At 39.5% G+C, this 14,839-nt stretch carries 15 protein-coding genes; 3 read left to right on the plus strand and 12 right to left on the minus strand.

Annotation, left to right across the window (positions count from 1 at the left end; genetic code table 11):
* Positions 1-23: 23 nt before the first annotated feature.
* Positions 24-1,160 (minus strand): DNA cytosine methyltransferase, encoded by a 1,137-nt coding sequence (locus AACW45_RS14465; protein ID WP_190633262.1) that lies wholly within the window; start codon positions 1,158-1,160, stop codon positions 24-26.
* Between the two features lie 244 nt (positions 1,161-1,404).
* Here AACW45_RS14465 and AACW45_RS14470 point away from each other — a divergent pair, with 244 nt between their 5' ends.
* Both AACW45_RS14470 and AACW45_RS14475 read left to right on the plus strand, forming a co-directional pair.
* Complete coding sequence (locus tag AACW45_RS14470; protein ID WP_190633263.1) at positions 1,405-1,926, plus strand: hypothetical protein; 522 nt, start codon at positions 1,405-1,407, stop codon at positions 1,924-1,926.
* A 93-nt stretch (positions 1,927-2,019) separates the two neighbouring features.
* The gene (locus tag AACW45_RS14475; protein ID WP_242045485.1) at positions 2,020-2,271 is read left to right on the plus strand and encodes a hypothetical protein; all 252 of its coding nucleotides are present in this window, start codon (positions 2,020-2,022) and stop codon (positions 2,269-2,271) included.
* 107 nt (positions 2,272-2,378) lie between these two features.
* Here the strand turns inward: AACW45_RS14475 and AACW45_RS14480 are convergent, their stop codons facing one another.
* From AACW45_RS14480 to AACW45_RS14530, 11 genes are all read right to left on the minus strand, one after another.
* Complete coding sequence (locus tag AACW45_RS14480; protein WP_445223155.1) at positions 2,379-3,869, minus strand: YcjF family protein; 1,491 nt, start codon at positions 3,867-3,869, stop codon at positions 2,379-2,381.
* 17 nt (positions 3,870-3,886) lie between these two features.
* Complete coding sequence (locus tag AACW45_RS14485) at positions 3,887-4,111, minus strand: group I intron-associated PD-(D/E)XK endonuclease (RefSeq protein ID WP_190633287.1); 225 nt, start codon at positions 4,109-4,111, stop codon at positions 3,887-3,889.
* 201 nt (positions 4,112-4,312) lie between these two features.
* Positions 4,313-4,759 carry a group I intron-associated PD-(D/E)XK endonuclease gene (locus tag AACW45_RS14490; protein ID WP_242045486.1) on the minus strand — a complete coding sequence of 149 codons (447 nt, stop codon included), beginning with the start codon at positions 4,757-4,759 and terminating at the stop codon, positions 4,313-4,315.
* Positions 4,760-5,204: 445 nt separating this feature from the next.
* Positions 5,205-6,158 carry an asparaginase gene (locus AACW45_RS14495; RefSeq protein WP_190633264.1) on the minus strand — a complete coding sequence of 318 codons (954 nt, stop codon included), beginning with the start codon at positions 6,156-6,158 and terminating at the stop codon, positions 5,205-5,207.
* 141 nt (positions 6,159-6,299) lie between these two features.
* The gene (locus AACW45_RS14500; RefSeq protein ID WP_190633265.1) at positions 6,300-6,800 is read right to left on the minus strand and encodes a CGLD27 family protein; all 501 of its coding nucleotides are present in this window, start codon (positions 6,798-6,800) and stop codon (positions 6,300-6,302) included.
* Complete coding sequence (gene rsfS / locus AACW45_RS14505; RefSeq protein ID WP_190633266.1) at positions 6,797-7,255, minus strand: ribosome silencing factor; 459 nt, start codon at positions 7,253-7,255, stop codon at positions 6,797-6,799. The genes AACW45_RS14500 and rsfS overlap by 4 nt, the downstream gene beginning before the upstream one ends.
* 750 nt (positions 7,256-8,005) lie before the next feature.
* Positions 8,006-9,277, minus strand: coding sequence for a glycosyltransferase family 4 protein (locus tag AACW45_RS14510; protein ID WP_190633267.1), 1,272 nt, complete (start codon positions 9,275-9,277; stop codon positions 8,006-8,008).
* Positions 9,278-9,572: 295 nt separating this feature from the next.
* Complete coding sequence (locus AACW45_RS14515) at positions 9,573-10,319, minus strand: amino acid ABC transporter ATP-binding protein (RefSeq protein ID WP_190633268.1); 747 nt, start codon at positions 10,317-10,319, stop codon at positions 9,573-9,575.
* A 159-nt stretch (positions 10,320-10,478) separates the two neighbouring features.
* Positions 10,479-11,630, minus strand: coding sequence for an amino acid ABC transporter permease (locus AACW45_RS14520; protein WP_190633269.1), 1,152 nt, complete (start codon positions 11,628-11,630; stop codon positions 10,479-10,481).
* Positions 11,631-11,695: 65 nt separating this feature from the next.
* Positions 11,696-12,619 carry an amino acid ABC transporter permease gene (locus tag AACW45_RS14525; RefSeq protein ID WP_190633270.1) on the minus strand — a complete coding sequence of 308 codons (924 nt, stop codon included), beginning with the start codon at positions 12,617-12,619 and terminating at the stop codon, positions 11,696-11,698.
* 67 nt (positions 12,620-12,686) lie between these two features.
* Entirely contained in the window at positions 12,687-13,766 is a 1,080-nt protein-coding gene (locus tag AACW45_RS14530; RefSeq protein ID WP_190633289.1) for an amino acid ABC transporter substrate-binding protein, read from the minus strand.
* 500 nt (positions 13,767-14,266) lie between these two features.
* Here AACW45_RS14530 and AACW45_RS14535 point away from each other — a divergent pair, with 500 nt between their 5' ends.
* Complete coding sequence (locus AACW45_RS14535; RefSeq protein ID WP_190633271.1) at positions 14,267-14,824, plus strand: hypothetical protein; 558 nt, start codon at positions 14,267-14,269, stop codon at positions 14,822-14,824.
* The last annotated feature ends 15 nt before the right edge of the window (positions 14,825-14,839 follow it).

The following is a 14,839-nucleotide window of genomic DNA, read 5'->3' on the forward strand; positions in this document are numbered from 1 at the left end:
TCAGGACTTTAGCGATCAAAAATTTACGATGAACTACTAGCTGTTAAGAAATTAAGAATAGTTTCAGCTAAGGCTTTTGATGCTAAATATGGCACGCCATTCCCAATAGTTTTAAACATATTTGTGAGTGACATATCCTCTGGAAGGGCGAAATTTGCAGGTAAAGATTGAATTGCTAAAGCTTCAGCCACAGAAATTCTTCTAACTTGGTATGGATGTAAATGTACTTCATTATTGCCATAACAAGCAGTTGGTGAATAGCGCCATCTGTGTAGGCGTTTAAAAGACTTTTTAGAATCATCTCCCTCAGCAACTGAAGCAAATTTTGTTATCCCCCCTCTAGGTTGAAAATAATGTTTAGCATTGGGATGTTGCAATACATCATTTTTCCTAAACCAGTATTCAACTGTAAGTTCTTGAGGAATATTTTCTGGACAATTAATTAGAGAATCTTCTTGAAACGGTTCACACTTTCGCCAAGGATAAGCAAAAACTTTCTCTTGAGGATATAAAATGTAATTCTTCCAAGGAAAGACATCTGTAAGTAGTACATTATCATTAAATATTTCCTGAATTAAGCTATTTCTGAAGCCAACCAGGATAATTCTTTCTCTATCCTGTGGTACACCGTATTCAATAGCATTAATTAGGCGTTCCGTTAATATATAACCTGCATTTTGTAATTGTAGCTTTAAAGATTCAAAAAATAAACGATGTTTTTTTGTGCGCCATAAACCTTTAACATTCTCAAATAAAAAGAAATCTGGTAAATGACGACAAATTAATTCAATATAAGCAGCAGAAAGTTTACCATTATCTCCCAAATGACCTTTATTTTTACCGCCAATTGAAAAATCTGGACAAGGAGGCCCGCCAATAAAGCCAATAATATTATAAGATTTACGACAATCTTGGACTAATTCTCTCAGTCGTTTGGCTGGTAGTTCTTCTAAAAGTTTGCTTACATCTGCGTCTTCCCCTTGATAATATCCATATTCAGGCAACGGTAGATTGATAATTTGCCTAGAATGGCGGTATGCGGCGGTAAATGGCGGAAATATTTCATTGACATATACAATATTAAAACCGCTAGTTTCAAAACCTAAATCGAGGAAACCTGAACCGGCGAAGAAAGAGAATATACAAGGCTGAAGGCTCATTTTATGAATACATAATTCAGAAATAAATTTTTATTTAATATCATGAATAATATATTGTATTTAATAACATAACATAACATACAAATAATGTCATAAGCTTAAAGCATATATATAAATTATTTAGCAGACTATGTTTGAGTAATATATAGCTAAATAAATTTATAATCAACAACAAATAAAAGGCAATAATTAGGGGTTACTAATTAATGGTATCTTTATTTATCAGAATAATTGTACTTTGATTATGCCTTCATCTGATTGGGAAAAATTATTATCTGAAGGAAAAAATGCAGTTGAGATAGTTCGTAGAGGTTTACGGAATCGAGGTATTAATGTAGGCGAGTCTATCATTACCGAATTTGGTACAGATGAAGACATTCCTGTATATAGTACTAATAATCAGCGTAAATTATTTTGGATATCAGTTAAGAGTGTGTCAGGTCGAGTTGAAAACCCATCTATTCTACCTTTTGGTTATAAAGGCTGGATGTGCGGCGAAGTTGAAAGCAAGCAATGGGTTAACCCACCATCAGCTATTATCTGGTATTGTTCAGCAAATGAGATGGCATGGGGTGCTATTCCTCCCAATCGATTAAGTACCAGTTGGTTTATATACCCAGACCGTTGGGGAAAGTTAATAGATGGACGCAAAACCAGGTATTTAGGTAGTACAGTATACATCTATCCTAGCTGGCTTGTCCCAGTCGAACAAATTATAAATAAAAGTGAAATTATCACCTTTATTCAACAGATAGCCCAGCAATAATTAGATAGAATTTTGATAAGGTCTATCTGTTGCTGTAATGTGCTTCACATATTCTGAATTGATATTAAGTAAAAATTTACAAAAATGATAAATATGTCTGAACCTTTCGTTGACCTTGACGCAATTTTTAATCTTGCTGTCGAAGAAACCGAAGAATTGATGAAACTAGGCTTTGATATTAGCGATCCTTGTGTTGTAACATCACTTGGATGGTATGCCAATAAATATCCAGAAATAGCAGAAAGGTGTAATGATGCCTTGCTAGAACTAATTGAGAAGCAGGCTGCAACTACTCCTGCATTGGTTGGTGCTGCTTACTCTGACAATGATTTAGATGCTTTTTAAGTCATCAGTTAGATTATCTGTGGTTGAACAATATTTAGTGATATTAAAATTATTTTGCACGCAAAGACGCTTAGAATAACTTTGCGCCTTTGCGACTTGGCGTGAAATTATCCGACAGCCTTCTCAACAGCAACTTCCGGTAACAAACGCTTAACACCTTGCTTAACAAAACCTTGCAGAAAAGCCATCTGCTGATTTTGCTGGAAGACATTTTGTAAAGTTTGCCGCAATTTCTCTAAATTCAAGTTATTACCCGAATCTAAAGCTATTTCTTGTTGTTGGAAATACTCTACTAAACTTAACCCAGCTACTCTGGTGAGATAAGCTGCGCTGACTCCCTGTACTACACCACCAGCAACAAAGGTGACGGCGTTACTTTTGAGTACAGTACTCACCGCTTTGGTAGAAAGTTCGACTAAACCCAGTTTCAGCATTAAACTTCCCATTGTTCCAGCTACGGTTTGCGCTTGTTCCAAAGAGAATTTCTGCTGATAGATATTACCCAAATCCATTACCATTTGGGCGTTAATCGCCGCAGTGGCTAAAACATCAAGTGCAGGAACTGGGTTAGCAAAAGCCGCAGCCGCAGCTATCCATTGATATTGTTCTATAGTTGGGGTAGCGCGATCGCGTCTGACGGCATTTACCCAGTTTTTCGCCTCAGCTTTGAGTAACTTAGCTTTTCTCCATGTCGTCGCCCAAACTAACTTCTGAGCTTGCTGAGTCACAATTTCGCTGAGTTGGTGTGTTAAATGCTGGATATCTGCTGCTGGTTGTTCTAACCACTCTTGTACAGAACCGTCAGTCTCATGCTTCCTGACTTTAATAGCAAGGGGAGACGCAGCTGTTGCAACTAAATTTCCTTGTGTCCGTTGTTGTAATGACAGCAAGATACTAGCACGTTCATCTGGTAAATATTGGTCTTGCTTGTTGAAAACCAGCATTACAGGTTGATTGGCGGCTTTTAGTTGCTGTAAAGTCTGAAATTCCGAATCTGTTAAGTCACCGTTGGTGAGAAACAGGACAAAATCAGATGTCTCTACTTCTGTAACAACATCGGTTTCTGAATTATCGCTAGCTTTGATAAATAATGGTGCTGTTTCGTAGAAGCTGAATTTCTGCTTGATTGTTGCTTGCCAGTTAGACTTTAAAACTTCTATCAAGGTGGTTTTACCCACCGATTTACCACCAGTAACAGCTAGTTTAATTTCTTGGCGATCTAAATCTAAGAGTAATTGGTTAACTTGTTCTCGTAGGTACCCTATAGCTGGATGATTTTCTGATTCTTGTACCAGTTGGTTAATTAGGACTTCAGCTTGAGCGATCGCATTTTCTACATCGGCTCTTTCTACAAGCTTAATATCAAACTGCTCCACAATAGCTTGCGGGCGATTTTTTTGGAATAACCACAATCCCCCACCAATAGCTAAAGCACTCAATAAACCAAACTCGCTAACTTGCACTATAGAATCGTGCCAACTCTCTAACATCCACAGAGAAAAGGACAGTCCCAATCCTCCCACTAAAATTGGTCGTTGTAACTTCACAACCGTTACTCTCCGCGCTTTTTGGATGGTTTCTACTCCAGAATAGATCAAAACCCTGTTTGTCCGAGTCACACAGGCGAACAAACACAATTTTCTTTACTTACCGCTTGTAAAATTAATTCCCAAGCGTCGCGATACTCTGCAGAACGAGGTTTACGCTGTCGTTTTTCAGTTTCCACAAGATGAATTTCGCTACCATAGCCGATGAACACATCGATTGGGAAGATATAAAACAGGTCAAGTTTTTCTATATATACTAGGGCAAAATCAAAATCGGTTGGCTTATCGAAAATTTGGGTCTAAAACCCCGTCCTTATAGGACGGCTTTTGGTAGAATAGGGTATGTGGAAGGGTAATTAACCACTTAAAAAACCCTATTGCTACCTAACAAGTAGACGCTGTACCTTGACAATTGAAGATATGGGGTTCTATTCCATAGTTCTAGTTCCTACCCAGGAATAGGTAAAATCTTCATGGGGCTAGACGACCAGCATTTAACTCAAACAAATTTTGCACGGCAGTTTGCACAACTCTGGGGAACCAGAGCAACGCACTGCCTTAGTAATGCAACTACGGTAGGGCATACCGGAAGTTAAAGCTTGGGGAGAGAACCACCTCTTTTTTAGATACCGCAAGGGGTCTAATTTAAGTGGACTCGTTGAACCAAGAATCTCCGCCGTAGAACGGCGGAGAGTGTCAAATGCTTCTCTTAGCATTAGCCGACGATTTGTTTTGGTGCGGCGATTATCTACAACATAATTACTAGAAGGCTGATCGAACCAAGCATATTTGACTTGAATTTTGATTACAGTTCCTTCTATATCAAATGCTAAATCGTAAGGTAGCCTGTCGCCTATAGGTTTTAAAACTCCCCAACCCCGCTTTAAGGCGTGAAGAACAGCAGCTTGTTCGGCAATATCTCCTTTGAGCTTTGTGTCCATGTACTCGTAACGCACAATCACTAAAACAAGACCCTGCAAACAATAAAGCTTGCAGGGTCTTATTTTGTTGTTAATTTGGTGGCGGGAAGTGGATTTGAACCACTGACCTTCGGGTTATGCTTACCATCTACAGCTTTCGCTGCCCAGATTTACTGGTTTGTGGTCTGGACTGTCCCTTCACCCTCGTCTTTATCGTTAGGGTGCCTGCCTTCCAGTCTCTACACCTTCTCTATTTCTAGAGCTTGGTTCGGGATTACCACGCTAATGGCTTCCCCGAGTTTGACAGGTAAACGCACGTAAGTTTCTTTACGTACCGCCCAATGCAAAATTAACTGATAAGCGTTTAGTTAACTTTGCTTGTTGAGCCCGACGAGCTACCAGGCTGCTCTATCCCGCGTCGCTTGTTCACTCTTTTAGTATAAACCTAAAGTTTAGATTTTGGCAACTATAAAAGCGATAATTCTCCAACAACTTCTAAACGCTTGTATTTTCCTAAGATCATAAACTTCTCAGATAGGCTTTCAGCAACGCTGGGAGTAATCCAGCCCATTTGTTGCAGCAAGTGAATGGCAACTGCGTATTTTGCTCGCTTGCTTCCATCCATAACTTTAATTGCTAATCCCATGCCTTCTCCCAGCCTGCCAATGCACTGTACGCCTTCTGCACCAGCTTTACTTACCAATTCCCCAGGAGTTAAGCGCATGAGTTCGGTATCAAATTCCCCATCTCCCGCTACCATTGTTGGGTGATGAGTCATAGCTCTGACAATCCGCTCCATATCTAAAGTTTTCCCGGAGGCTAGCAAGGCATAAAGCGAACCCATCTGTCCCAATTGCATTAAATAAGTAGGTGCGCCACAGTCATCATGAACGCCAATAAATTCCTCAGATGGCATTCGCAGTAATTCTGCTACCTTGCTGAGAATTAGCTGTTGGACTGGGTGTTTGCGTTCTAGGTAGTTATTTAAAGGCCAATGGCGTTGCTGACATACGGCTAACATTCCCGAATGTTTCCCAGAGCAATTGTATTCTAGAGGACTCCGCTTACCTTCGGGAACCGGACATTGGAGGGTGCTGGGGTCAAGATCGGCCCGCCACAGGATATTAAATACCTGTCTGACTTGCTCTATGCTACCTTTGTGGGAACTAGTGATGATTGCTAAGTCGCGATCGCTGAGATCGTAACGTTCTAAAGTACCTGTAGATGTGATTGCTAAGGCTTGAAATGGTTTTAGTGCTGAACGGACAAATGTAGCCGTTTCCGCATTCCCAGCAACGGATAAAACCCGTCCCCGTTCGTCGCAGACAACAGCTTGGACTATGTGCCTGGATTCAATAATTCCTTCCCGGAGCAACCTGACTTCTAAGGCTGCGGCTTGAGTTCGCTTTCCCATTGTCATGGGTTAAAATTTATCTCTTATTGTTATTTTTTATGATTTGTCAGTTGTCAAAGACGCGATTGATCGCGTCAGTTGTCAGAGACGCGATTAATCGCGTCTGTACAATTGTCAGTTGTCTGATGACAAATGACTAATGACGAGTTATAACAAATGCCAAACTATACTACCAGCAACAAACATTCCTGCCAAGCCAGCAAAGGTCAGTTGCAAGCGGCGGAGAATGGGTTTGATTTCGTAGGTGGCGATTAAGCGATCGCGGTTTAATATTTCCTCTGGTTTGATCCAAGTTTGACCGTCATACCATCCAGACTCTTCATAAAATACTGCGCGGCTAGTTAGGCGATCGCTTACGTAATACCAACCTAAGTACAAACGTACCAGTAGAAGGATAACGCCAATACTTGCGCCTGCTGCACCGCAAAGAAGAAACTGGCCAATATGCTTATGTGGTGGAAAACTAGCTGCGGCTACGGGGCCAGCTATAATCCAGGAAAAACTCCAAAGCATGAGCATTTTGGTGATATGTTGCCGCCAATTCAGGGCACAATCACTAAATAGCCAAGATGTTCTTAATTGTTCGTACTCATTGAGTGGTTGTTGTTCAGTCGGAACTGGGCAATTAGAAACCGAGGATCTTATCATGTTGGCTTACCCCCACCGTCGTCGGCTGTTGGAAGTTCTAAACGTTCAGCATGAGACCAGAATGCTTCTAAATTATAAAACTCCCGCTCCTTCGGCATCATGATGTGGACAATCACTTCGCCATAATCTTGCAATACCCAACTTCCTTCGGCTTTACCCGCAGTGCGCAAAGGATTTCGTTGCAAATCTGTTGCTACTTGTTCTTCTATGGCTTCAGCGATCGCTCTCACTTGGACGCGAGAATAGCCTGTCATCATCACAAAATAATCTGCTAAGTACGATACATCTCCTACTCTTAGCAATAAAATTTCTCCAGCTTTGCGGTCTGATGCAGCTTCGGCTATAGTTATCGCTAATTTCCTGGCTTCATCGGTTTCGGTTTGTGGGCTAGCGATCGCGCTTTTTTTCAAAGATACGGATTGTATAGGAAAATCTCCTTGGTAAAATTCAGACATTAACCCTCAGGTGCTTTATGCCTTTTGTTACATCTTTTTACAATTTTTCACAACCCATTGGCTTGTAGCTGTTTAAATTGTTTTTTTTGCATCCTAACAAAAAAAAGGTCTGTTTGGATTTTGAACTCAGTAAGCAACCCTGTTTTGCTGAGTTAGCTCAGGGACTAGAAAGCACGGTTTCAGCTAAATCTCTCGTGAGAATCAGAGACAGACTAAATATGGTTATTTACTGAGCAAGTTTATACTGCAAGCAATTAGTCGCGAATTACATTTACAATTCAAAATGTATTATGATTATAACTACATGTTGTATACTATTCCTCTTCTCATAGGAAGAAAGCATAGAGAAATCATACTTACTACAGAGTATCTGACACAATCATTAACAATTCAAAATTCAAAATTCAAAATTCAAAATTACAGACATTTTCAGACGGTAATTTAAACCACGACTGAAAATGATACTACGTATAGACGTAGAGGCCTTAAAACCTTTGATTTACAATAAAAACTCTACCGATAAAGGGATAGGATATTAGACCAGACTCAAAAAACAACTCACAACTGACAATTGTACAGACAAGGGTTATCGCGTCTCTGACAAACGAAACGAAATAAAAATTGAGGTTGTTAACAGTCCCAGATAAATAGTCAATTGACTATGGACTATTGACAACCTCAATTTAATTATCACCATATCGTCAGCTTGATTGCTGATAGTTACTATCGCTACATACGGTTGTGGCAATTTTAAACTTCTTGATTCGAGATTGTTGTTGCATTAATTACTGGCTCGTCTACCAGAAGAGATTCGCATAATGACTCATAGTTATTTAAAGCTTGTTCAAATGCATATTGTTCCACAGCATATTGACGGCTTTTATAACCAAGATTTTTGACTTTTTTAGGATTTTGATACAAGTCTAAAATTGCATTTGCTAAAGCTTGAGGATCTTCTGGAGGGACAACAAAGCCACCACCACTTTGCTTAATTGCTTTAGCAGCAGTACCATTTTCCGGTACAGAGGCAATTAATGCTCGTCCGCTAGCAAGTAATACTTGTATTTTTGACGGCATATTGAAAGATATCACATTTTTCTTTTGCACCACTAACCCCACATCTGCAGCCGCTAACATTTGTGGTAATTTTTCTCTGGGTTGAAAGGGTATCAGTAAAACGTTATCTGCACCATAATTAAGACATTCTTGTTGTAGCCTACGTAACCCTTTCGCCTCCCCTGCGATCGCAAATACAATATCTGGGATATGGCGTAACATCGCAGCAGCTTTCACCACTGTTTCTAAGCCTTGAGTAAGTGCAATATTTCCTGAATAGAGAACTACAAATTTATTTTGAAGATTGTGTGTGGCGCGAAATTGATTATTTTCTTGAGGTAAAGGACGAATAAAATTCACATCTACCCAGTTAGGAATAGAGACAATTTTGCTAGCTGGTACACCCTTTTTGAGCAAATTATCGATGAACCCATCAGCAATCACGCTAATTTTAGTAGCGCTGTGATAAGCAAACTTTTCTAACTGTGTAAATAGCTCGATGAGTAATTTATTTTTCAGTATTCCTAAGTGAATAGCCGCTTCTGGTAAAATATCTTGCAGATTTAAAATTACAGGACAGTTATATAACAAACCTAAAAGAGAAGCTGGCAAGCAAACAGGTAATGATGGCGATGTAGAAATAATTACATCAGGTCGCCACCCCAACAGCGCAGGTACAAAACTAGTGACGACAAAACTAGCATCTAACAATATTCGATCGAGCAACCTAGGTTCTGGACGAACCCAAACATAACTGCGTTGAATTTCTACTCCATTTTTATATTCTGTATGATACAACTTACCCCGGTAGTTAGAGTAGATTTGACGTTCCGGGTAGTTTGGCATAGCTGTAACTACACGCACTTGATGTCCCCGCTTTACCAGTCCCTCTGCTAGTTCCGTCATTAGCGGAGCAATACCAATAGGTTCTGGATAGTAGTTGTAGGAATAAATCAAAATCCGCATAAAAATTAGTCAGAGTTATCTGGTTTTTTATTGAAAAACAATATTTATTCCCAAGATTTTTTGAACTTCTGACACACCCTAATTCATTGTCCCTTTAGTCTGTTTTTCTGTCATTGATTTTTCTATGAAGATTAAGTAAACTTTGATATACCTTAATTAAGTAAAAATTAAATTGCCTGTAAATAATTACATCTATAAAGAAGAATCTAAGAAGTAGAATTACTTACGTATAATTCTGGTTTTTTATCTTGATTGGACAGCACAATATTCAAGTTATCAGACTAAATACTGAAAGTTAGAGAATTTGGGATAAAAACTTGCGAGTTCGCTCTTGTTGAGGCTGGTTAAAAAAGGTATCAGGTGTCCCTGATTCGATCAGAAAACCACTATCCATGAGGATTACCCTATCAGCAACTTCACGAGCAAATCCTACTTCATGGGTGACTACTACCATTGTCATTCCTTCCCTGGCGAGATTGCGCATCACATCCAAAACTTCTCGAACCATTTCCGGATCTAAAGCTGAGGTCGGTTCATCAAATAGCATGATTTTAGGCTGCATAGCTAAAGCACGAGCGATCGCTACCCGTTGTTGCTGTCCTCCAGATAACTGTCCGGGATATTTATGGGCTTGTTCTAAAATTCCCACTCTTTCTAGCAATTGCATAGCTAAATCTTGAGATTTTGTCTTCGTCCAGCGACGCACCCAAATAGGAGCCAAGGTAATATTTTGCACTACTGTTAAATGGGGAAATAAATTAAATTGTTGAAATACCATTCCCACTTCTTTGCGAATTGCGTCAATATTGCGCAAATCATTGCTAAGGGTAATACCATCGATAATAATTTTGCCTTTTTGATATTCTTCTAAGGCATTAAATGTGCGGATAAAGGTAGATTTACCTGAACCAGAAGGCCCCATTAAGACAACTACTTCGCCACGATTGACTGTTAAGCTCACACCTTGTAGTACATGAAATTTCCCATACCATTTATGAACATCTTCGGCAATAATTATCGGATTTGATGTTGATTGTGCCATAAAAATTTACCTTGAATAACTAAATCCTATTTGATATGTGAATAAAGGGGACAATAAGGACAAGAAAGATAAGTATTTATGAAATATTTAGGATTGCTATATTAAATATTGACCATTGACCATTGTACAGACAAGGGTTATCGCGTCTCTAACAATTGACTATTGACTAATTTGCTTTTCTAAGCGTCGAGAAGCTAGAGACATCGAGTAACAAAATACCCAATAAATTGAGCCAATAAATAAATAAACCTCTGCATATCTGCCAATAAATTGTGGTTGTGCCAAAATTGAACGGGAAATTCCTGTTAGTTCTACTAATCCTACTAAAGATAATAGTGAGGTATCTTTAAATAAACCGATAAATTGACCAACAATTGCGGGAATGACAGCCCGTAAAGCTTGAGGTAGCACAATTAATATAATCGCTAACAGAGAATTCAAGCCTAATGCTTTTGCGGCTTCTACTTGTCCCCGCGATACAGCCTGAAGTCCGCCACGCACGTTTTCTGCCATATAAGCCGCGCTAAATAAAATGAGTCCGGTAATTGCGCGTACTACTCGATCTAAACGTAAATCAACTGGTAAAAATAATGGCAGCATTACCTGAGCGAGAAACAAAATTCCAATCAGAGGTACTCCTCTAATTATTTCAATATATAGAATTGAAAACCAACGAATGATTGGTAAATTACTGGTGCGTCCTAAAGCTAGTAAAACTCCAATGGGGAAAGAAAGAACAATACTCACTGCTGCCATTAACAAGGTAAGTAGTAAACCATTCCACGAATTTGTAGATACAGATTGCCAGCCTAATCCGCCACCAATTAACCAAATAATGAGACTAAAAGATAATAACCATGTTAAGGAAAGCCAAGGCAATATTATTTTAGGAAATTGTCTGCCTATTCCGAATCCGATCGCTAACAAAATAGAAATTAATAGTAACCAAATTCGGGATGTCAAATCCCCTGGTAAACCCATTAAAAATCCAGCAATAATAAAAGTATAAACTGCAATTTGACGCTTTGTTAAATGCTGTTTACTAGAAAATACACCCCATGTTATTGCAGTTAAAGTGGACGCGATCGCTAAAACAATCCACACGCGCCAATATAAGGATTGGGGAAATCTACCAACTAAGAATAAACGTAAGTTAACTTGAACTACTGTCCATTGTGCTTGGGTAGTTGTCCAAATAATAATGCTTTTGGCTAACCAAATGAGGAATGCTATACAGATAACAGTCAGTAAGCTGTTGTACCAAGTATTAAAAAGATTTTTACGTAGCCACAATAGTTGAAGATTTGTCATTTCTCAAAGACGCGATGAACCCTTGTCTGTACAGTTGTCATTTGTCAATTTTCTCTCTTATCCCGTTATCTCTCTTGGATTTGCACCATGCGGTTGAACAAATTCATGACTACGGAAATGGTCAAACTTAGGGTGAGGTAGGTAAGCATAATTAGTAACATGACTTCTACTGCACGCCCGGTTTGGTTAAAGGTGGTGGAGGCGACAAAATAAATATCGGGGTAGCCAATAGCGATCGCTAAACTGGAATTTTTGGTCAAATTTAGATATTGACTGGTTAGGGGTGGGATAATTACCCGCAAAGCCTGGGGAAACACCACCAACCGCATGACTAACCCTGGTTTTAAACCAAGCGATCGCGCAGCTTCCCACTGTCCTTTAGGTACTGATTGAATCCCAGCGCGGACAATTTCGGCTATAAATGCGCCTGTATAAAAAGTTAAACCCAGTAGTAAAGCAGAAAACTCTGGAGATAAAGTAAACCAAGGAAATTCTGCACCATTTTGGCTCAGGTAAATCAACCCCCACAGAGAGATTTTATTTTCAACTTTGGGGAAACCCAGAAATACTGCAAAGTACCAAAACAGTAATTGCAGCAGTAAGGGAGTATTACGAAAAATTTCTACGTAAACTAGGCTGATATTTCTGACTAACCAATTATCAGAAAGTCGCGCAATTCCGGCGCTGATTCCAACAATTGTTGTCAGCAAAATTCCGATAATTGCTATGCGCAATGAATTAATTAACCCAACCCATAAGGCTTGAGTATAGCTATCAGTTGGTTTGTAAGCAATTAAACTTTCACCAATATCAAAAGATGCTTGTTGTTTAAGAAAATTAAACCCAAACTGAATACCGAGTTGCTGTAAATTGCGGTTGAGGTTACTCCAGAGAATTGTGACTAAAACTGCTGCTAAAAATACAGCGATTAATTGTCCTGCAATTCGCCAAAATCGGCGATCGCGCCACAATAATTTGAAATTTGTCATTTGTCAGAGACGCGATTCATCGCGTCTGTACAATGGTTTCTTTATGTGCATTTTTCTCATCCCTTGATTAACGGAAGGGTGGAGAATAGAGTAATCCGTTTTTTGACCACAGTTGATTTTGACCGCGTGCTAAATTGAGTTTTGTTTTGGGGCCGAGATTGCGATCGTAAACTTCGCTATAGTTGCCAACATGCTTGATGATTCTGGCTGCAAAGTCGTTGGTTAACCCCAGACTTTCACCCAGGTTTCCTTCTGTTCCTAAAAACCGCTTGATATCTGGATCGCTACTAGTGGCAAATTGTGCGAGATTTTGAGAATTAATTCCTAATTCTTCAGCTTTAATTAGGGAATAAACTACCCATTTGACAGTATCCGCCCATTTTGTGTCTCCTTTGGCGACTGCTGGCGCTAATGGTTCGGATGAAATGACTTCATCAAGAATTACATTGTCTTCTGGTTTGGGTAGAAGCGATCGCCGCGCCACTAACGCAGAGCGATCGGCTGTAATTCCATCACAACGTCCTTGTGTATAGGTCGCAAAGGTAACGTTAACATCCTCAAATACTACGGGTTTATAAGTAATACCACGTTTGCGCATTTGGTCGGCTAAATTTTGTTCAGTAGTCGTTCCAGTTTGCACGCAGATAGCTTTATCTTTTAAGTCAGCTAATGATTTTACACCGCTACTTTTGCGTACCATAATCGCTTGACCATCATAAAAAACCACAGGTGCAAATTCCAGACCGACAGAGGTTGTACGGCTTAATGTCCATGTGGTATTGCGGCTGAGAATATCTACTTCCCCAGTTTGTAAGGCTGTAAACCGCTCTTTGGCGCTGAGATTGCGAAATTCCACTGCATCGGGGTTGTCAAATAAAGCTGCGGCGACGGCGCGACAGACATCAACGTCAATTCCGCTATATTTTCCATCAGTTCCGACAAAACTAAATCCTGGAACTTCACCACTAACACCACAAATTAGCTGATTCCGGTTTTTTACCGTATCCCAGCGATTTTTAACTGTTGGTGCTGTTTGCGGACTAGTGGTGCTATTTGCATTGTTATTTGCATTTCCAGATTCGCCACCACAAGCACTAATGGCAAAGATGAGAGGTGCGATCGCTAAAATTAAAGCTGATTTACCCATAAAAGTTGTGGACATTTACATGATAAAATGTGTTTACTACTACAATTTTTCTGTAAAACTCAGTAGATGTTTGTAATATAAAACTTTTTGGTATCCTGTATTAAAAATTTAGCTAATACAAACGATTTTTTTGATAAAAAATATAAAAGTTCCACCAATCAAAAGCCGTATTATGTTGCTTTTAATCTGAAAAAATAATTATTTAACTATGTCGAAAAGCTATAACGTTGAAATTCTACTCAGCATTAACTAGCTAATATAAGACTCACGCACAGTCTATCAATTCCTGTGTAGACTCTCTAACTTCTTGGCATACTTGGAGTCTAGGCAGTTCAATAAATTCAGTGTTTTTGAAATTCGTGCGTAAATCCTGGAATCAACAAAAGCTGAATTGCATAATTCTAGGAAAGCAGAAGTAGCTGTACTAACTTAGGCAGATGCCACTAGCAGGTTAAACTAGGTTTGGTAACAGCTGCTCCAGCATTCCTTATGAGGCTATTATGGGAGCTCATCTGAAACAGATTGCTAAATACTTAGACAACCTTGGTTGGGATTATCGTGTTGATGACGAAGAAGAGCGGATTATCACAGGTGTGGAAGCCGATCACCTAGAAGACTTCCTGATAGTTGTGCAATTGGATGAGGAAGGCAAATTTTTTCGGGTGTTTGCACCTCAAGTGATTGCAGGAGTTCAAGAGCATCCTTATAAGGGAGCTATTCTACAAACCATGTTGGCGATTTCTTGGGAAACCAAAATGCTGCAATGGGAATATGACCCATCTGACGGCGAAATCCGTGCGATTATCGAGTTTCCCTTAGAAGACTCCATCCTCACAGAGAAACAATTTAACCGTTGTTTGAGCGGGTTAATTCAAATTGTTGATAGCATCGCCATGCCAAGGTTAAAACAGGTCATGGAAACAGGTCACGACCCTGGTAATATCGAACTGGGCGAAAGATTGTTACTGAGTATTCAAGAAGAGGCTCCCGGATTATTAGAAATCCTCGAAAAAGCAATGGAAGCCAGAAAAAAGCGCGGAAGTTTTCCTAACGAGTGAGGCGGATTATCACTG

Origin of the sequence: Calothrix sp. FACHB-168 (assembly GCF_963889195.1) — a bacterium.
GTDB lineage: Bacteria > Cyanobacteriota > Cyanobacteriia > Cyanobacteriales > Nostocaceae > Aulosira > Aulosira anomala_A.